This is a genomic window from Corynebacterium sp. HMSC064E07, assembly GCF_001815745.1.
In the GTDB taxonomy this organism is placed as follows: Bacteria; Actinomycetota; Actinomycetes; order Mycobacteriales; family Mycobacteriaceae; genus Corynebacterium; species Corynebacterium jeikeium_D.
On sequence record NZ_KV821805.1, the window covers coordinates 1 to 19,151 of the forward strand.

19 protein-coding genes and 1 tRNA gene are annotated in these 19,151 nt (G+C 59.6%); 10 read left to right on the forward strand and 10 right to left on the reverse strand.

What is annotated here, in order from left to right:
• The first annotated feature begins 660 nt into the window (after nt 1-660).
• The 3 genes from HMPREF3053_RS01990 to metS all read left to right on the forward strand — a co-directional run bounded on the left by HMPREF3053_RS01990 (nt 661) and on the right by metS (nt 3,916).
• A complete protein-coding gene (locus HMPREF3053_RS01990; protein ID WP_048759734.1) occupies nt 661-1,833 on the forward strand; it encodes an acyl-CoA dehydrogenase family protein in 1,173 nt (390 codons plus the stop codon).
• Nucleotides 1,834-2,132: 299 nt separating this feature from the next.
• The gene (locus tag HMPREF3053_RS01995; RefSeq protein ID WP_070767185.1) at nt 2,133-3,743 is read left to right on the forward strand and encodes a sodium-dependent transporter; all 1,611 of its coding nucleotides are present in this window, start codon (nt 2,133-2,135) and stop codon (nt 3,741-3,743) included.
• 5 nt (nt 3,744-3,748) lie between these two features.
• A complete protein-coding gene (gene metS, locus HMPREF3053_RS02000) occupies nt 3,749-3,916 on the forward strand; it encodes a methionine/alanine import NSS transporter subunit MetS (protein WP_038626160.1) in 168 nt (55 codons plus the stop codon).
• Nucleotides 3,917-3,958: 42 nt separating this feature from the next.
• On the opposite strand, the gene HMPREF3053_RS02005 is transcribed toward metS, so the two are convergent.
• Nucleotides 3,959-4,717, reverse strand: a complete 759-nt coding sequence (locus tag HMPREF3053_RS02005) for an enoyl-CoA hydratase-related protein (protein WP_070767186.1) — start codon at nt 4,715-4,717, stop codon at nt 3,959-3,961.
• An 80-nt stretch (nt 4,718-4,797) separates the two neighbouring features.
• Here HMPREF3053_RS02005 and HMPREF3053_RS02010 point away from each other — a divergent pair, with 80 nt between their 5' ends.
• Complete coding sequence (locus tag HMPREF3053_RS02010; protein ID WP_070767187.1) at nt 4,798-5,346, forward strand: GNAT family N-acetyltransferase; 549 nt, start codon at nt 4,798-4,800, stop codon at nt 5,344-5,346.
• Between the two features lie 158 nt (nt 5,347-5,504).
• Nucleotides 5,505-6,722, forward strand: a complete 1,218-nt coding sequence (locus HMPREF3053_RS02015) for an HNH endonuclease signature motif containing protein (RefSeq protein ID WP_246819356.1) — start codon at nt 5,505-5,507, stop codon at nt 6,720-6,722.
• A 78-nt stretch (nt 6,723-6,800) separates the two neighbouring features.
• On the opposite strand, the gene glyA is transcribed toward HMPREF3053_RS02015, so the two are convergent.
• Entirely contained in the window at nt 6,801-8,102 is a 1,302-nt protein-coding gene (gene glyA / locus HMPREF3053_RS02020; protein WP_005510713.1) for a serine hydroxymethyltransferase, read from the reverse strand.
• 150 nt (nt 8,103-8,252) lie between these two features.
• On the opposite strand from glyA, the gene coaA reads away from it, so the two are divergent.
• Complete coding sequence (gene coaA, locus HMPREF3053_RS02025) at nt 8,253-9,188, forward strand: type I pantothenate kinase (RefSeq protein ID WP_038626177.1); 936 nt, start codon at nt 8,253-8,255, stop codon at nt 9,186-9,188.
• Nucleotides 9,189-9,218: 30 nt separating this feature from the next.
• Here coaA and HMPREF3053_RS02030 read toward each other — a convergent pair whose 3' ends face one another.
• The 4 genes from HMPREF3053_RS02030 to mca all read right to left on the reverse strand — a co-directional run bounded on the left by HMPREF3053_RS02030 (nt 9,219) and on the right by mca (nt 12,613).
• Nucleotides 9,219-10,004: an isoprenyl transferase gene (locus HMPREF3053_RS02030; RefSeq protein WP_038626180.1), complete on the reverse strand. Its 786-nt coding sequence runs from the start codon at nt 10,002-10,004 to the stop codon at nt 9,219-9,221.
• A 38-nt stretch (nt 10,005-10,042) separates the two neighbouring features.
• Entirely contained in the window at nt 10,043-11,134 is a 1,092-nt protein-coding gene (locus HMPREF3053_RS02035; protein ID WP_070429187.1) for a 3-deoxy-7-phosphoheptulonate synthase, read from the reverse strand.
• 312 nt (nt 11,135-11,446) lie between these two features.
• Entirely contained in the window at nt 11,447-11,731 is a 285-nt protein-coding gene (locus tag HMPREF3053_RS02040) for a hypothetical protein (RefSeq protein WP_016423190.1), read from the reverse strand.
• Nucleotides 11,732-11,758: 27 nt separating this feature from the next.
• Nucleotides 11,759-12,613 carry a mycothiol conjugate amidase Mca gene (mca, locus tag HMPREF3053_RS02045; protein ID WP_070546065.1) on the reverse strand — a complete coding sequence of 285 codons (855 nt, stop codon included), beginning with the start codon at nt 12,611-12,613 and terminating at the stop codon, nt 11,759-11,761.
• Nucleotides 12,614-12,874: 261 nt separating this feature from the next.
• On the opposite strand from mca, the gene HMPREF3053_RS02050 reads away from it, so the two are divergent.
• Complete coding sequence (locus HMPREF3053_RS02050; RefSeq protein ID WP_070767188.1) at nt 12,875-13,342, forward strand: DUF4307 domain-containing protein; 468 nt, start codon at nt 12,875-12,877, stop codon at nt 13,340-13,342.
• 174 nt (nt 13,343-13,516) lie between these two features.
• Nucleotides 13,517-14,029, forward strand: coding sequence for a transcription elongation factor GreA (gene greA, locus HMPREF3053_RS02055; protein WP_070767189.1), 513 nt, complete (start codon nt 13,517-13,519; stop codon nt 14,027-14,029).
• A 321-nt stretch (nt 14,030-14,350) separates the two neighbouring features.
• On the opposite strand, the gene HMPREF3053_RS02060 is transcribed toward greA, so the two are convergent.
• Entirely contained in the window at nt 14,351-15,178 is an 828-nt protein-coding gene (locus HMPREF3053_RS02060; protein WP_048733966.1) for a Bax inhibitor-1/YccA family protein, read from the reverse strand.
• A gap of 235 nt (nt 15,179-15,413) precedes the next feature.
• Here HMPREF3053_RS02060 and HMPREF3053_RS02065 point away from each other — a divergent pair, with 235 nt between their 5' ends.
• Nucleotides 15,414-15,746 (forward strand): hypothetical protein, encoded by a 333-nt coding sequence (locus tag HMPREF3053_RS02065; RefSeq protein ID WP_048733964.1) that lies wholly within the window; start codon nt 15,414-15,416, stop codon nt 15,744-15,746.
• 71 nt (nt 15,747-15,817) lie between these two features.
• Nucleotides 15,818-17,401, forward strand: coding sequence for a succinic semialdehyde dehydrogenase (locus HMPREF3053_RS02070; protein ID WP_038626196.1), 1,584 nt, complete (start codon nt 15,818-15,820; stop codon nt 17,399-17,401).
• 62 nt (nt 17,402-17,463) lie between these two features.
• Here HMPREF3053_RS02070 and HMPREF3053_RS02075 read toward each other — a convergent pair.
• The 3 genes from HMPREF3053_RS02075 to HMPREF3053_RS02085 form a co-directional block, all read right to left on the reverse strand.
• A tRNA-Leu gene (locus HMPREF3053_RS02075) sits at nt 17,464-17,540 on the reverse strand.
• Nucleotides 17,541-17,552: 12 nt separating this feature from the next.
• Nucleotides 17,553-18,542, reverse strand: coding sequence for a Ppx/GppA phosphatase family protein (locus HMPREF3053_RS02080; protein WP_069359270.1), 990 nt, complete (start codon nt 18,540-18,542; stop codon nt 17,553-17,555).
• Nucleotides 18,543-19,079, reverse strand: a complete 537-nt coding sequence (locus tag HMPREF3053_RS02085) for a DUF501 domain-containing protein (RefSeq protein WP_069359271.1) — start codon at nt 19,077-19,079, stop codon at nt 18,543-18,545. It lies immediately after the preceding gene.
• Nucleotides 19,080-19,151 lie beyond the last annotated feature (72 nt).

The window sequence follows — 19,151 nt, forward strand, 5'->3', positions numbered from 1 at the left end:
AAATCAGACACACTTTTTGTCACTTAACCCGCGCCTAATCGCAGCAATAAAAAAAATGACGCGACCTGCTCGCTGTCCATTCCACAGGGACGGCGCACGGGTCGCGTCATTTTTTCGAGTGCAATTGGAGGTTGCTATGACTGCAGTGGAAGAAGCTCGGATAATCAAGGGAACCGGTCTCCACCTGATGCTCATACTAACGACCACCAGCACTAATGGAAATAAGAAAACGAGAATGTTTCGTTAATCACCCCCATGACGGCCATCTCAAACGCTTACACTCTCCACCCAAAGTCCCAGCGGCCCGACTGGCAGACATGACAAAAATAGCCATCCACCTGGCTTTGTAGGTTAGCATTACCTAATATTGCCGACCGTCGGCGATAGTCCGAATTCAATAGCAACCCCCAACCGCAACGGGGGTAGTTTTCCGGGAAGGCTGGGCGCAATATCCGTCGTCAAGCGATTCCACATCACCAATCGGGAAAAAACTTTTAAAAAAACAAGTGTCTCTCATCACACTCATGCATAATGGGGTACAACAGTCATAGTCACTATGACGATGAACCGAGGCCATCGCGTTTATCTGCAGCGTTTATCTGCGACGTACGAAAAGGCCTTAAGACAAAAATTCCACGACAATATTTCTAGGAGCATGTCATGAAGGACTTTCTGCCCCGTACTCACTTCGAAGAAGAGCACAACATGTTCCGCGACATGGTTCGCGGCTTCGTCGAGAAGGAAATCACCCCGAACGTAGAGCGCTGGCACAAGGAAGGTCAGCCGGATCGCGAGGTCTTCAAGAAGGCCGGCGAGCTCGGTCTGATTGGTATGTCCACTCCGGAGGCATACGGCGGCGGCGGAGAGATGGACTTCCGCTACAACCAGGTCCTGAACGAGGAGCTTTCCAACGCTGACTGTGGCTCCATCGTCGTTTCCTTCGGCGTTCTCAACGACCTGGTCGCTCCGTACCTGGCTAAGTTCGGCAACGAAGAGCAGAAGCAGAAGTACCTGGCTTCCATGAACGCCGGCGACACCATCGGCTGCCTCGCCATGACCGAGCCGGGCGCAGGTTCCGACCTGGCGGGCATGCGCACCTTCGCCAAGAAGGACGGCGACCACTACGTCCTCAACGGCACCAAGATCTTCATCTCCAACGGCATGATGGCCGACTTCGCTCTCGTCGCAGCTATCACCGACCCATCCAAGGGCCGCGCTGGTGTCTCCATGTTCATCGTCGACGCCGACCTCGAGGGCTTCACCAAGGCTGGCCCGCTACAGAAGGTCGGCCTGAAGGCTCAGGACACCGCTGAGCTCAACTTCGACAACGTCCGCGTTCCGGCTGAGAACCTGCTCGGCGAAGAGGGCGCTGCCTTCGGCTACCTCCGCACCAACCTCGCTCACGAGCGCCTGACCCTGGCTTGCGGCTCTGTCGCAACTTCCCGCCGCGCCTGGACCCTGGCTTACAAGTACGCTCAGGAGCGCGAGGCATTCGGTCGCCCGATCATCCAGCACCAGGTTCACGGCCACTACCTGGCTGATATCGCTACCCGCGTCACCGCCCTGCAGGCTTTCGTTGACCAGGCCGTTATGGCTCACAACGCAGGCCAGCTGGACGAGACCGGCGCTTCCATGGCCAAGTACTGGACCACCGAGGAGCAGCAGGACATCGTTACCCGCTGCCTGCAGATGTTCGGTGGCTACGGCTTCATGCTCGAGTACCCAATCTCCACTCACTACCTCGACTCCAAGGTCCAGACCATTTACGGTGGCACCAACGAGATCATGAAGGAGATCATCTTCCGTCGTATCGCCAAGGGCGGCGCAGAGTAAACAGCGCACGTCGGCCTAGCCGATTCGCCCCCACACCCCGTCAGGTCTTCCTGGCGGGGTTTTTGCATACCTCAAAGTAGGTGGCTGGCGATTATTTACGAGGCTTGATTAGAGCTCCCTTCCCCCCCCCGTGCCACACCCCCACTAAAAACATTACCCCCTACAAAACCGAAACTATACAATGAGATACCCATCTCATATACTAAGATTCTGTTAGGTAATGGTGATGCACTTCACCAAATTCCCTCCTAGGCCGCGCGAGCGCGTGACCGGAGATGAAGGATTGGAGTTCCAGAGGTATGAGCACAACCAACTCGACCGCTACCCCTCAGCGAAGGGAGGTGTTTTCCACCCGAGCAGCCTTCATTTTCGCCGCTATCGGCTCGGCAGTCGGGCTTGGAAACATCTGGCGTTTCCCCTATGTCGCGTATGACTCCGGCGGTGGCGCTTTCCTTATCCCCTACCTGGTCGCACTTCTGACCGCAGGTATCCCACTGCTCTTCCTCGACTTCGCCATCGGACACCGCTTCCGCGGGTCCGCACCGAAGTCGATGCGTCGCATCAAGCCCTGGGCTGAGCCAATTGGCTGGATTCAGGTCGGTATCGCCTTCTTCATTACCGTCTACTACGCCGTTATTATCGCGTGGTCCTTCATCTACGCCTGGAAGTCCATCCGCAAGAGCTGGGGCCCAGATGCCGAGACCCACTTCATGAAGGACTTCCTCCAAGTAGACACCGAGAGCGTCTTCTCTCTGGACTTCGTCCCCTCGATTTCCATCGTCCTGCTCATTGTCTGGGTACTCGTCATCGGCATTCTGGCCGCTGGTGTGGACAAGGGCATCGGCAAGGTCTCGATTATCTTCATCCCGCTGTTGACCATCCTCTTCGTCGCAGTGGTCATCTACTCCCTGACGCTCGACGGCGCTGCAAAGGGCCTGGATGCATTCTTCACCCCAGACTGGTCCGCACTGACTGACTCCAGCGTATGGATTGCCGCCTACGGCCAGATCTTCTTCTCCCTGTCCGTGGCCTTCGGCATTATGCTGACCTACGCCTCCTACCTGAAGCCACGCACGAACCTCACCGGTTCCGGCCTGGTCACCGCGTTCGCAAACTCCTCCTTCGAGGTTCTCGCCGGTATCGGTGTCTTCGCCACCCTGGGCTTCATGGCAGCGCAGTCGGGTCAGGCCGTTGACGAGGTCGCAACCTCCGGTATTGGTCTTGCCTTCATCGCATTCCCGACGGTCATCTCTGAGATGCCCAAGGTCATCGGTTCGGTCTTCGGGCTGCTGTTCTTCCTCTCCCTGGCAATCGCCGGTGTGACCTCCCTGATGTCGCTACTCGAAGTCGTCGTCTCCGCAGTCAAGGACAAGCTGAACCTCGGCCGCGTCCAGGCCACTCTCACTGTCGGTGGCTCCATGGCCGTTATCTCGCTGCTGGCCTTCCCGACCACCTCAGGTCTAGTAACCCTCGACATCGTCGATAAGTTCACCAACAACGTCGGTATCGTCCTGGTTGCGCTGTTGACCATCATCGCAATCGACTGGATCCTGCGCCGCACCAACGAGTTCGCCATGCACCTCAACGCCGTGTCCTCGTTCAAGGTCGGCACCATGTGGCAGATCTTCGTCGGAAACATCACGCCGGTCATTCTCGCCGTCATCCTGTTCCAGGAGCTCATTGGACTTTTCCAGGAAAACTACGAAGGCTACTCCGACACCCAAATCGACATCTTTGGTTGGGGCGTCATCGGCGTGATTCTCATCGGCGCTCTGATTATGGCCATCCTGCCTTGGCGCGGCCAACACCGTCTCGACGGCCCTCCGGGCTCGGACTTCGGCGTGACGCCAGATTTCAAGCGGACCTCACACCTGCCACGCAAGCACACTCCGGAAAATCAGGAGGTTTAAGCCAAATGTCCGGTATCGCAATTGTCATGATGGCACTGTTCATCATCGTCATCTGGGGCGGCCTGGCGGTCGCGCTGGTTAGCCTATCCAAGCACCCCGACGAGGTGTCCGGTGAGCTGGGAGATCACCCAGAACTCACCAGCGAAGTACTAGGAGCGCAGGAAGAGCAGTAGGTCTTCACTACTACCTCTCCCCTGCCACTCCAGGTATCTGACTTACTCACCTACGAAACGCGGTGGTCGCTTCTCCAAGAAAGCGGCCACCGCTTCCTTATGGTCGGCCGAGACCGCCAGGCGTGCCTGCGCATCCGCCTCCGCCGCCGCAGCGGCCAGAGTGTCCCGGCGCAGCAGAGTCTTGATCTCCTTCAGTGCGGCCGTCGGGCCCGCGGCAAACTGGGCTGCCAGCTCACGTGCCCGAGCCGCTGGATCATCCACCACTTCAGTAACCAGGCCGAGGCTCAGGGCCTCGTCGGCAAGCACCTTTTTATCGAAGAACAACAGCTCGCGCGCCTTCGCGTCGCTGACCATGCGCGGCAGCAGCGCCGACATGCCACAGTCCGTGGCCAGGCCAATCGACGGGAACGCCGCTTTGAACGACGCCTTCGGGCCAGCGATACGGAAATCACAGTGCAGCGCCAGCGACCAACCGGCACCCGCCGCAGCACCTTCGATAGCGGCAATAACCGGAACGTTAATCGCGGTCAGCTCCGCGACCATCGGGTTGTACTCCTCGACAACCTTGCCCATGCCAGCGCCCGACTGCAGGTCAGAGATGTGCTCCTTCAAATCCTGGCCCGTACAAAACGCCTTCGGCCCGCCGAGCAGGATAACAGCGCGCACGTCCGGCTCTTGCGCACGCTCAAAAGCGGCTTTTAGCTCCAAGCGGAGATTCTTATCCAGGGAGTTGTATGCATCCGGGCGGTCGATGGTGATGGCTAGAATGCCGTCGGAAAATTCTTGAGTAACGTTGCTCATAACCTCGCAGGTTATCGCAATCTCCCCCGCCTCGGACGCACTTTTGCACCAAATCACCCGCCGCGAGTAACAAGGGACACATGACACTTCCACGCCCCGCCACGCCTGACGACGTCCACGAGATCGTCGACCTCATCAAAGACCTGGCAGCCTACGAAAAAGAACCCGACGCCGTCCGACTGACCCCCGAGCGCCTGCGCGAACAGCTCTTCGGGAACAACCCCGCGATTTTCTGCCACGTCGTCGACTCCACATCCGGAAATTTGGACGACGGCGCCGGTGGCGGTGATGGCGGTGTTGGTGGCGGTGATGGCGGTGTTGGAGGCAGCCCGCGCCTCGACGGCATTGCACTGTGGTTCCTCAACTACTCCACCTGGGAAGGCACCCACGGCATCTACCTCGAAGACCTCTACGTCCGCCCCGAGGCACGCGGCACCGGCAAGGGCAAAGCACTGCTGCAGAACCTCGCGCGAATTGCCGTGGAGCGAGGCTACTCACGTGTCGAGTGGTGCGTCCTGAAGTGGAATCAACCCTCCATCGATTTCTACCGCTCCCTCGGCGCCTTCCCCATGGACGAATGGGACACCTTCCGCCTCACCGGCAGCGCCCTGCGTGACTTCGGGGCGTAACAGACGGCAGCGCGTGGTGCGGCGGTACGGCGGTGCAGCTGCGGTGCGTTTGCGCGGTGAAAAGTCCGGATGTGGATAACTGCTAAACCGGCTGACTTATCCACAGCCTGCCCCCATAGGCGTTGTCCCCCTACATCCGGACTTTTACCTTCAAAGGCATGACAGTTCTTGGGACGCTCGCCACACTGGCCTCGCGCGGAATGGACACGCTGGCGGAACTCCACGCCGCGCGTCCCGACGGCCACGACGCCACCTCCCACCTGGCGGCAACACTCGGCCTTGACCCGGCGCGCCTCCGGCTGTTGCTACGCGTCGCCACCCACTATCTTCAACCCGCTGACACCGAGGAAAACACCAAAGCCCGCGAAGACGCCACAGCTCTGGCCCGCCGACTCGGGCTCAGCCTGGACACCTGCGTGCTTATCGACAAGCGCAGCCGCCAAGCCAACAACGCAGAACTCCACGACAACCTGCGGCTCACATTCGTCGCAGCCGCCGAGCGTCTCGGCTTCGAAGAACTCGATCTCTACATGCGGGAAACTCTCACCGAGCTCAACACCGAAGACGAACCACCCCAGCACCTGCGCGCCCGGTTTTCCCGGAAGGTAGACATCCGGGGAATGAAGCACTTTCATATCTCCGGCCCCTCGGATATGCTCGACAATCTCCTGTCGCCGCTTACCATCCGCGCCGCAGAAATCCGGAAGTCCCATCCGGAGTTTTCCCACGACCGCTGCGTCGGTCAGGCGCTTGCCGAGCGCCTCGAGCATGCCGATGCCGCAATGCCCGTCGACAAGCTCGATGAAATGCGCTACCAACCCGCCATCATCATCACCGCACAAGACCTCATCGACTACAGCCCGCGATTCGCCGCCACCACCAACGGCTCTGCGCTCGCCCCCGACGTCTTCCTCAACGCCCTACTCGCCGACACCGGGTGGGCCGTGCTTTACGACGAACACAGCGCCATTACGGACTTATTTCCCATCGGCAACCCCCGCCTGGCGACTGAAGAGCAGCGCATCGCGATGCTCATCGACAACCCCATCTGCGCCTGGCCCGGCTGTGAACGCCCCGCCTATAGCGGACAAGCGCACCACCTAGTCGCCCACAAACACGGCGGCACAACCACGCTGGACAACCTCACCATGGTCTGCCGCGAACACAACGGGCTTAACGACGACGACCGGGAAGGACGCAACGGCCACCTAGAACGAATCCCCACATCCGGACATATTCGATGGCGCCCGCCGGATAAAACTCGGCCGCCACTGTTTAGCAACTCATTCGTGACATCAATGTCCGGGAGGTCCTACGCCGGATACCGAGCGGGCACGACGAAACAGCTCGGGCCGGAGCCACCACCTCCGGACTAAAACCCGCTATCCGGATGAAAGCAAAAACCCGTCCTAGCGCACTGCTAGAACGGGTACTTGCGCTGCAAAAACGCAGAATCAGATGAGGTTCCAGTCCTCGATACCGTCGTAAAGCGGGAATTCCTGAGCAATCTTCGAAACACGAGCACGCAGGGAGTCAACATCCGCATTCTTGCCGGCGGCGAGAGCAGTACCGATGACATCGGCGACCTCGGTGAAGGCCTTCTCGTCGAGACCACGGGTGGCCAGCGCCGGAGTACCGATACGAAGTCCGGATGTAACCATCGGAGGACGCGGGTCAAACGGAACGGCATTACGGTTAACGGTGATGCCAACAGCGTGGAGCAGATCCTCGGCCTCCTGGCCGTTCATCTCAGAATTGCGCAGATCCGCCAGAACCAGGTGGACATCGGTGCCGCCAGTGAGAACATCGACGCCAGCCTCGGCGCAGTCGGAAGCGGTGAGACGCTCAGCCAGAATGCGGGCACCAGCGAGAGTGCGCTCCTGGCGCTCCTTGAACTCCTCGGTACCAGCAATCTTCAGCGCCACGGCCTTGCCGGCGATGGCGTGCATCAGCGGACCACCCTGCTGCCCCGGGAAAACAGCGGAGTTCAGCTTCTTGGCGTACTCCTGCTTAGCCAAAATCATGCCCGAACGTGGACCACCGAGGGTTTTGTGAACGGTGGTCGACACAACGTCAGAATGCGGAACCGGCGACGGGTGCAGACCGGCGGCAACCAGGCCTGCGAAGTGCGCCATGTCCGTCCACAGCTTCGCACCGACCTCATCGGCGATGGAACGGAAAGCTTCGAAGTCGAGGTGGCGCGGGTACGCCGACCAACCTGCGATGAGAACATCCGGCTTTTCTGCGAGCGCCTGCTCACGCACCTTGTCCATATCGATCCGCATGGTGTCCTTGTCCACACCGTATGCGGCGACGTGGTAGAGCTTGCCGGAGAAGTTAAGCTTCATGCCGTGGGTCAGGTGACCGCCGTGTGCCAGGTCGAGGCCCATAATCTTGTCACCGGCGTTGATCAGCGCATGCAGAACGGCAGCGTTTGCCTGCGCACCTGCGTGTGGCTGAACGTTGGCGAACTCAGCGCCGAAGAGCTCCTTGGCGCGGTTGCGTGCCATGTCCTCGACGACGTCGACGTATTCGCAGCCGCCGTAGTAACGACGGCCCGGGTAGCCTTCGGCGTACTTGTTGGTCAGAACCGAGCCCTGAGCTTGCAGCACTGCACGTGGAACAAAGTTCTCACTGGCAATCATTTCGAGCATGTCACGCTGACGAGAGAGCTCCCCTGCCATTGCCTCTGCGAGGTCGGGATCGAGTTCACGCAGCGATTGGTAGCGGACATCGTTATTGTTAGACCCGGTCATGAGTAGGTTTTCGACCTTTCAATGAAACTTCAATGCCACAGGCCATGCTAGCCCTTTATGGGGCAAACCACGAAAGCAGCACCATTCAGGTATGCCCCCTTTATTGACTCGTTTTCCGGTTTTCGGCACCCCCTTGGCACAATTGGAAGTATGACGCGCGCAACATCCCCCAGCCCGTACGTCGAGTTCAAACGCGAGCAGTGGCGCGAAATGCGCAAGAATATGCCTCTGGTGCTGACGGAAGAGGAAGCTGAACGACTTTCCGGTATCGGTGAAAACATCGACCTGGACGAAGTCGCCGAGGTCTATCTTCCGCTTTCTCGTCTGATTCACATGCGTGTGGCGGCGCATCGGGAGCTGAACGCCGTAACGTCGAACTTTCTTGGGGAAAATCCTTCGAAGGGGGCGTCGGTGCCGTTTATTATCGGCGTCGCGGGTTCGGTGGCGGTCGGCAAGTCAACGACGGCGCGTTTGCTGCAGGTCCTGCTCGAGCGCTGGGAGACTAATCCGCGGGTGGACTTGGTTACTACTGATGGCTTCCTCTATCCTTCTGAGGAATTGAATCGCCGTGGGATTATGCAGCGCAAGGGGTATCCGGAGTCGTATGATCAGCGTGCGTTGATGCGGTTTGTCACGGCGGTGAAGTCGGGGGCGCGGCATGTGAAGGCGCCGGTGTATTCGCACACGCTCTATGACCGGGTGCCGGATGAGTTCGTCGATGTCGATCGTCCGGACATTCTCATTCTCGAGGGGCTCAACGTTTTGCAGACGGGCCCGACGCTGATGATTTCCGATCTTTTCGATTTCAGTGTCTACGTCGATGCCCCGCGCGCGGACATCGAACGCTGGTACATTAATCGTTTCCTCAGTCTCCGCCAGACGGCGTTTCGCGCTCCGGGCGCGCACTTCGCGGATTACGCCACGCTTGACGACGAAGCTGCGGCCGAGGTGGCCCGACGCATTTGGCAGCAGGTGAACTTGCCGAACCTGACGGAAAATATTTTGCCCACTCGAGTGCGGGCGTCATTAGTTCTTACGAAGTCTCGGGACCACAAGGTTTCGAGGGTCCGGATGCGCAAACTCTAACATCCGGAAATTTTTCCGGATGTAGGGAGGTTATTTGCCGAAGCGGCGTGAGCGCTGCGAAAAGTCTCGAAGTGCGCGGAGGAAGTCGATGCGGCGGAATTCGGGCCAGTAGGTATCGGTGAACCAAATCTCGGAGTAGGCGGTTTGCCAGAGAAGGAAGCCGCTGAGCCGCTGTTCTCCGGAAGTGCGGATGACTAGATCGGGGTCCGGTTGTCCGGATGTATAGAGGCGGCGAGAAATGGCGTCGGTGGTGATGCTCTCCTCGAGCTCGGAAGCATCAATTCCTTCGGCGACTGATTCCCGGATGATTCTGCGTACTGCGTCGACGATTTCCTGCCGACCACCGTAGCCAACGGCGATGTTGACCTGGATGCCGGTGTTGTTCGCAGTGACTTCTTCGTCGTGGCGTAGCCGGGCGGTCATTCTTTCCGGAAGGAGCTCGAGGTGGCCGACCATGCGCAGGCGCACGTCGTTAGGCGATTGCGCCAATTCGTCGACGACGTCGGCGATGATGTCGAACAGTAACTCCAGCTCTTCGGGGTCGCGCCCGAGGTTTTCGGTGGAGAGCAGGTAGATGGTGACCAGCTCGATTTCCTGCTCGGCGCACCAGCCGACGAATTCTGCGATTTTGCGGGAGCCGACGCGGTGGCCGTGGCTTACGTCGGTGAAGCCAGCCTCCCTCGCCCAGCGGCGGTTGCCATCGGCCATGATGGCAACGTGCTTGGGGCGAGGTTTTCCTTCTAGCTCTTGGGCTAGTTTGCGCTCGTAGAGCGGATACGCAATCCGCCGGAGTGAGGACGGCTGGTTTTCTTTCACATATGTAACCCTACCCAATGGGCACGGCCACTTTGTGCTTAGTCGCGTGCCTGCCGACGCTTCCGGACTTCTGCCGCAAGCGTACGCAGCAGCCGGTCGGTGGTTTCCCAATCCATGCAGGCATCGGTGACGGACTTGCCGTATACGAGGCCCTTACGACCATCGGTAATTTTTTGCGCGCCGGCTTCGAGGAAGGACTCCATCATGATGCCGGTGATGCGCTCGTCGCCGCCCCCGATGAGCTTGCCGAGCTCCTCAACGACCTCGGCCTGGCGCACCTCGGATTTTCCGGAATTGGCGTGGGAGGCATCCACCATGATGCTGACGGTTTGCTCGGCCTTGTTCAGGCGCGCTTCGGCGTCGTTAAGCGATTCTTCGTCCCAGTTCGGGCCGGAGGTGCCACCGCGGAGGATGATGTGGCAGTTGTGGTTGCCGGCGGTTTCGACAACGGCGGCGCGGCCTTGGTCGTTCATGCCGAAGAAGAAGTGCGGGTTTGCTGCGGAGACCAGCGAGTCCACGGCGACCTGGACGTTGCCGTCGGTGCCGTTCTTGAAGCCGATGGGCACGGAAAGTCCGGAAGCGAGCTGACGATGGACCTGCGACTCCGTGGTGCGCGCACCAATTGCACCCCAGGAGACGGCGTCGGAAATGTACTGCGGGCTGTTGGGCTCGAGGAATTCGGCGCCGGCGGGCAGGCCGGTGCGCAGGACCTCGATGAGTACCTCGCGGGCCATGTGCAGGCCCTTGTTGATTTTGAAGGAGCTATCCAGGTCGGGGTCGTTGATGAGTCCCTTCCAGCCGACGGTGGTGCGCGGCTTTTCGAAGTAGACGCGCATGACGACCAGCAGGTCCTCGTCGAGCTCATCGGCGGTGGCCTTCAGGCGGCGGGCGTAGTCGATGGCGGCCTCGGGGTCGTGGATGGAGCACGGGCCGACAACGACCAGCAGGCGATTGTCCTCGCGGGCGATGACGCGGGCGATGTCGAGTCGCGACTGCTCCACTTCGTTAACTAGGTTCGGGGTCAGTGGCTGTTTGGCCATGACCTCTTCTGGGGAGGGCAGGTCGTGGAAGGCTACGACACGGCGGTTCGCGGTAGAGGCGGGGGCTTCGAGGGAAGTTGGAGGGGTCATCTGAGGTCTCTTTTCTCTGGGGCGTTACGCATGTATTTGGCTGTAGATACGACAAAAGGCAGCGCCCCTATTGGTGGGGCTGCTGCCTTTGGCTCCGGTTGGTGGCGACGTGACGATTAGCCGCCGGCTGTGACTATGTCGTCACTGCCTCCGGAGCCTTCGAAAAATAAAATCGCCACATACGCATGCGCTTGACTGTAGCGCACTGCCTAGAATCCCGCAATTCGAACTCCAAATCCCGCCACACGGGAAACAATCAGGGGTGCGCGCAACTGCCCGTCGTCAAGCGACGCGCACACACCTTGACGCTGACTACTCCGCTTCACGACGCTGCTCTGCTGCAGCCATCGCCTTATCCACAGCCTCGGAATCAAAGGGATCCATGTCGTGCGCCTCGGCGAACTTCCGGCGAGCGGCCATGCGCTTCGCGCGCCGCGAGAGATCCCAGCCGAGAGCCAGGATGACGATGAGCAAAACGACAATGATGAGCAGGCCAACAGGAGAGGCCTTTCCGAAGTCAGCACCCCGCGGACCAGTGGGGTTCTGCGCCAGGAAAATTGTCGTGCGAGCCGCCAAGGCATCGAAGCTTTCAATCATGAGTTCCAGCTTAGCGTTAATTCCGGACTATTCCGCGTCGGGGTCGATACCGGCGAAGAGATCGGTCTCTGGCAGCTCGGTCTGCACTCGAGTGCGGGCAAGCTCAAACTCTTCGGTCGGCCAAACGCGCTGCTGAATGTCTACCGGCACGGCGAAGAATGGCCCGTTCGGATCGATCTGCGTAGCGTGCGCCAGCAGCGCCTGATCCCGCTGCTGGAAGTAATCGCCGCACTCAACCTGCGTGGTCACGCGGGTCATGATGTCGCCGGGAGTCTTAGTCCAACGGCGGAAGGACTCGGCCAGCGGGCTTTCCAAACCGTTGTCGCGGTAGTAGTTGTCCAGCGCGATGAGACGCGCCTTGATGAAACCGTGGGTGTAGTAGAGCTTGGAAATTTCCCATGGTTCACCGAGCTCGGGGTACTTATCCGTTCCAGACTCCAGCCACGCGCGCATGGACACGATATGGGTCATGATGTGGTCCGGGTGCGGGTAGCCACCGTTTTCGTCGTAAGTAATGACGACGTGCGGACGAAACTCGCGAATTGCCCGAATGAGAGGCTTGGTCGCATCCTCGACCGATTGGCGAGCAAACACTCCGTGCGACAGCACCGGCACCGGGTTGCCCGCAGGCAGACCGGAGTCGGTAAAGCCGAGCCACTCATGTTCAACGCCGAGAGTCTCAGCGGCTGCAGCCATTTCGTGAACGCGCACCGCGGCGATATTCTCCCGCACCTCCGGCCGATCCATCGCAGGGTTGAGAATACTACCGGCCTCACCGCCGGTACAGGTCACCACTTTGACGCGATGCCCTTCCGCCGCATATCGGGCCATCGTTGCGGCGCCCTTGCTCGATTCGTCATCAGGATGAGCGTGAATTGCCATCAGACGAAGTGTCAATTGAAGTCACTCCCGCTACTATCTCAGTCCATGTTTTCTGGCCAAGGCCGGAGCCCTTCGACCGCAACGATGCTACTCCAGCACCGTTTCAATACCGCCCCACTATAGCGCTGCACCATCATATGACCACGCAGCATCGCTACTCGGCGGAACGACATAGCAGCAGGACACCGCGCCACACCAGAAATATTGTTTAACTGTCAACATTTTACCACGTCGACTGAGAACTCCGATAGGCTAAAAAGCATGGCTGAAAGTTCGGAGCGAAACACCCGAAATACCGCAGCGCCGAAGCGAGAGCGCGAGCGCTATGGGGATAATAATCGCACTCTCCCTGCGAAATTGGTTGTCATCGCTATTGTTGGCATGCTCGTCATCGCCGGCGCATACATCTTCGTTCAGATGAACCGCGTCTCCGCCCCGGATGTCTCTGCAACGCAAGCGGGCTGGAGCCGCACTCCAGGGAAGGAAGATGAACAGTTCATCTTCACGCTGGACGTCACCCGCGAAAAGCCGGAGCTGGATAGCTACTGCATCATCTACGCGCTGAACTATGACGTGGCAGAGGTCGGGCGTCGCGACGTATTCATCCCGGGCGGCGGCCCCGCTACCGTGCGGATGGACGTCCCCATTGCCACCCGCGAGCTGGCCGTCGCAGGCGATGTCTATGGCTGTTCCACCGACATTCCGGAGTTCCTCGCACCTGCGAAGTAATCTCCCTTCGCGACTGAGGATCATGCGCTGCGGGGGCACGTCGTAAAGCGTGCGCGACAACACTCCGACGCGCCTGTTATTGCCATGTGGCGTGACAGTGCTATCCTGTGACGCAGCCGACGGCCCCACGCGGGGCCGCTTTTGTATTAAATAGCCAAAAACACAGGAGGAACCATGACTGAGGCAAAGAACAATAGCCCATGGCTCACCCAGGAGTCCTACGACAAGCTCAAGGCCGAGCTTGAGGCGCTATATGAAAACCGCCCGGTCATCGCCGCCGAGATTAACGAGCGCCGCGAAGAGGGCGACTTGAAGGAAAACGCAGGCTACGATGCCGCCCGCGAGCAGCAGGGACAGGAAGAGGCACGCATCCGCTACCTCGAAGACCTACTCCAGCGCGCCACTGTCGGCGAGATTCCGCAGGAGTCCGGTGTGGCTCTGGTTGGCACCGTGGTCCACGTCTACTACGACGGCGACGAGGACGACACCGAGACCTTCCTCATCGGTACCCGTGGCGCTGACTCCTCCAACCCGAACCTGGAGACCTACTCCACCGATTCCCCGCTGGGTAAGGCTCTGGTCGGCGCTAAGGAGGGCGAGACCCGCGCTTACGCTTCCCCGAGCGGCGACGAAGTGTCTGTCACCGTAGTTAAGGCTGAGCCGTACAACCCGGAGATGGATGCCTAAGCGCTGAGGTTACTTACCCCCGGCGCTAGACCGCCTCAACCCAGGCGGCGATCTCGGGCCACAGCGCCCGATTCTTGGACCGATAGAAGCCCATATGGCCTATCGGTCCATTTTTGTACCCTCTCCCGCTTCAATATCGCGCTTTACGACGTCACACTGCACAGCCCGATTGGTCAAAATGTTGACTGCCGGTCGATTGGCCCACCGCGCGTCCGTGTTTAATGCGAATCGAGAAAGCAGCTCATCAGATAACAACAAAGCGCCGGCCAACCCGTAATAACGGGCTACCCGGCGCTTGTGCGTTAGTTAGTTTTCTAGCGTTTAGTCCCTGAAGTAGGACAGCAGACGCAGAATCTCGGTGTAGAGCCAGACCAGGGTCACAGCCAGACCGAGGGCGACACCCCAGGCGTACTGAGCCGGAGCGCCAGCGCGAACCAGGCGATCAGCCTGATCGAAGTCAATCAGGAAGCTGAAGGCTGCCAGGCCGATGCAGACCAGAGAGAAGATGATCGACAGCATGCCGCCGTCACGCAGCGGGAAGCCCAGGCCGAACAGGGAGAGCACCAGGTTGCCCAGCATGAGGACCAGGACACCAATCAGAGCCGCACTCATAAAACGGGTGAACTTCGGGGTCACGCGGATAGCGCCCGACTTGTAGACGAAGAGCATACCGATGAAGACACCCAGGGTAGCCAGCACGGCCTGCATAATCAGCGCACCAGCGGCAACGCCCTGAATTGGAGCAGTGAACATGAAGCTGATGCCACCGACGAAGAGGCCCTCGAAGGCCGCGTAGGTGAGGGTAACCGGCGCGGAGCCGTACTTCTTGCCGAAGGTGGAAACCAAAACAGTAATCAGACCACCGATGGCGCCGACAATGGTCAGAATCATGGCCAGGCTGGTGGAGACACTGACGGCAATGAAGAAATTGACCGCAGCCAAAACGATGATGGTTGCCAGCGTGATGCCGGTCTTGGAAACGACATCGTCGACCGTCATCGGACGGTAGTCGGCGGCAACCTGCGACTGGTACGGGTTATCCCCGTAGCCAGCGCCCATCTGACCTTGGCCGTAGTGATGTGCGCCCGCCTGTCCGCGGGCGACGGTCTTAGTAAGTGAACTGAATGCAGGATTGCTGCTTTCGCGCACGTCGTCCTTCTTTCTTTTCTCAGTTTTTCTTACGTTTTGTATTCAGGCACACGCGCTTACGTTTGCCTACACTTTCTACAACGGGCGATGTAAAGGTATTGTTCCCAACCCTGAAAAACAGTTAGTATCAAGGTAATTCCTCGCCTGCTGGCGGTGATTTTGTAATCGCGGAAAAACTCACAGTCGCCAGGCGTGGGCACCACATGAGTGATTATGAAACAGGAGGTTGGTCAAGATGTCTGATGGCCTTGACTACGATCCGGATACCACTGGTGATTTCGACGAGACCACGCTCGATGGCTCAGAGGGACTCGATGGCGACTTCCTCACCGGTGATGGCGAGAATTATGTAATGGATCCGCCGGACCGCTGGCGGGGCGCTTCTCCGCATGACACTCTCGGCAAGCGGTTGGCCGAGGAAAAGCCGGACATCGACGTCGACGACGATCTGGATGATGACCCGGAGATGCGCTACGGCGATGTCGACGGCCACGAACCGTTCGAGTTCGGCAACGATGGCCCGCGCGACCCGGACCGCAACCGTCGGATGGGCTGGACTACTTACTAAAGTTTTCTAAGTTTTTGTAGTTTTGCCAAATTTACTATCTCGGGGCGCCGCGCAACAGTAGTATCTGTGCCATGACAGCATCTACTGCTACGACAAACCGAACTACCATCCGCAATCCGCTTAACGACGAGCTCGTTGCCCGCCTTCTTCAGCGCGTCACGGTAGCTGATAAGTCGAAGACCGCCACTATCTCGGCGCCATTTACCGGCCAGGAGCTGGCGCAGATTCCTGTCGGTACCCAGGCCGATGTCGACGAGGCCTTCAAGCGTGCCCGTGCGGCGCAGAAGAAGTGGGCCCGCATGGCACCGGAAAAGCGCGGCGAAGTGCTGCACCACTTCCACGACCTGCTCTTTACCCACTGCGACCAGGTGCTGGACCTGCTGCAGGCCGAGACCGGCAAGAACCGCGCCAGTGCCCACGAGGAGCTCGTACACACCGCTATCACCGCCCGCTACTACGGCAATCAGGGCCCGAAACTGCTTGAGCCGAAGCGAGCACACGGTGCTGTCCCAGTACTTTCCAAGACCACCGTCTACCACCACCCAAAGGGCGTCGTCGGTGTTATTGCTCCGTGGAATTACCCACTGACTCTCGCGGTTTCCGACGCGCTGGCTGCACTGATGGCTGGTAACGCCATCGTGCTCAAGCCGGACAGCACCACTCCGTTTACCGCTCTCTTCGCTGTCGATTTGCTCTACCGCGCTGGTCTTCCGGAGGATCTCTTCCAGGTCATTCCAGGCCCAGGTCGCGTTGTCGGCCAGGGCATTGTCGGCCAGTGCGACTTCCTGATGTTCACCGGCTCCTCCGAGACCGGCCGCTCACTGGCACAGCAGTGCGGCGAGCGCCTGATTAGTTTCTCCGCGGAGCTCGGCGGCAAGAACCCGCTGATTGTCGCTGAGGATGCCAACATCAACCGCGCGGTCGAGGGCGCGCGCATCGGCTGCTTCACCAACTCCGGTCACCTGTGCGTGTCCATTGAGCGAATCTATGTCGTGGACTCCGTCTGGGACGAATTCGTCCCGGCATTCACCGACCGCGTGAAGGCAATGTCCATCGGCGCTGGCTACGAGTGGGAAACCGAAATGGGCTGCCTGCAGTCTCAGGGCCAGTTCGACATCGTCAAGTCCATGGTCGACGAGGCCATCGAGGCCGGCGCCACTGTACTGGCCGGTGGTCGTCCTCGCCCGGATCTAGGACCGCTGTTCTACGAGCCGACCGTGCTTACCGACGTCCCGGAGGGCGTCGCGCTGCTGACCGAAGAGGTATTCGGCCCAGTGGTAGTCCTCCAGCGTGTCTCGGATGTCCATGAGGCTATCGCCAAGTCCAACGATTCCCGTTATGGCCTCAACGCTTCGCTGTGGACCTCCCCGCGTCGTGCAAAGGAGCTGGCTCCACAGCTTGAGGCCGGCACCGTGAATGTCAACGATGGTTTTGCTGCGGCCTTCGCGTCTGTCGATGCCCCGATGGGTGGTTTCAAGGATTCGGGTGTGGGCCGTCGTCAAGCAGCGGGCGGCTTGCTGAAGTACACCGATGCGCAGACGGTGACCGTGCAGCGTCTTTCCCCGGTGTCGATGCCACAGATGCCGCGTGAGCTGTACTCGAAGGTGTTCAACACGGCACTTGTTCTCGGCAAGAAGTTCAACGTCCTGCCGTAATATGTGTGGAGCGCACACAAATAGCAAAAGGCCAGGCAGAAAAACGCTTCTACCTGGCCTTTTGGTGCCCCCAGTGGGACTCGAACCCACACTGAAAGGATTTTAAGTCCTCTGCCTCTGCCAATTGGGCTATAGGGGCCCCTAAGAAAGATTAATGGGCGATATGGGTGTCTACCAAACTCGCCACAATTCCGTCGAGGATATCCTTCTCGCTGATGTAGAAAAAGCGCTGCTCTTCCTTGGCTGCCTCGGAAAGTGGCAGCGCCTCAAACATGTCCATCAGACCGTCAACAATGATGGAACCACCGGCGAAGACATCCGCGCGTTTCGGGTGCATGACCGGATTCGCAGCAAGGGATTCCGCATCGGTCTCGACGACGGATGCTGTCAACGCACGCAACGCCGCAAAGCGCAGCTGCGACAGGTGGATTGCCTCCGGGTCGTAGGTTTCTAGGCCCTGTGCCAGCGCCGACAGGGTGGTGAAGGTCCCGGCGCAGCCGACGATGGTGCGAGCCTTGTCGACAGGCACCTTCGCAACAATCTCGTCGGCCAGTTCCGCAACATACGAACGCGCCTCCTGGACCTGTTCCGCCGTCGGTGGCGAGGCCTGCAGGAACCGTTCGGTCAAGCGCACACTGCCCATAGCCACGGAATCAGAGCCGGCTACCGTACCATCGTGGTCACCGACAATAACCTCGGTGGAGCCGCCGCCGACGTCAATGACGCAATACGGACCGAGCTCGGGCTCCAAGTCATCGACTGCCCCGCGGAAGGACAGCGCGGCTTCCTCGTCGCCGGAAATGACCTCGGCCTCTGCACCCCACGGAGCGAGAATCTCGCGGGTCATGGCGAAGAAATCGTCGCGGTTGCTTGCGTCGCGTGTCGCCGATGTCGCCACCATTCGGACTGCTTGCACTTTTTCGACCTGCATAAGCTCCGCATACTTCGTCAGAGCCTCCCGCACGCGCTCCAGCGCCTCTGGAGCCAGCATGCCAGTGGCATCCACGCCCTGGCCAAGGCGGACGATTTCCATCAGTCGGTGCAGTTCTGTGATTTCGAGAACTCCATCGACAACCTCGACCCGGCTGATAAGCAGGCGAAGCGAATTAGTGCCGCAGTCGACGGCAGCGAGGGTCGTCATTTATCCCTCCACCCCCGGATACGCAATACCGAGCTCGGCAATCGTGGGCCAATCTGCGGGAATCGCGGTGCCGCGCAGTTTCTCGTTCTCCGCCGCCAGCGCCACCGACTCAGTACCCAGTCGGAAGTGATCCGGCCCCTTGGCCAGCGCGTAGGCAATAAGAACGTGGAGGCACTTCACGCGCGTCGGCATTCCGCCACCGGAGAAGTCCGTGCCTAGGTCTTCCATCTCATTGCGCTCTGCCAGAAACGCCTCGTGCGCGCGCTGGTAATCGGCGGCGAGGTCTTCGTCGCTTTCCAGACGCGCGGTCATTTCTTTCATCACGCCGGTCGTCTCCAACCGGGAGGCCTCCGCTGTCAAACGCGGATCAGTCAGGTAAAAGAGCGTGGGAAACGGAGTGCCATCGTCCAAACGAGGCTTCGTCTTGACCACACCAGGAGTGCCGTCGGGGCTGCGGTAAGAGATGTCCACTACACCCCGTGGTTCACGTCCGAGCTGCTCCGCTATCACTTCCAAATCTGCGGTATCCACAGACATCGGTCACACTCCTTTTGCTTCCGTTTTACTGACACATAATCTCACAGTCGCCTTACAAGCGCGTTGCTTCGC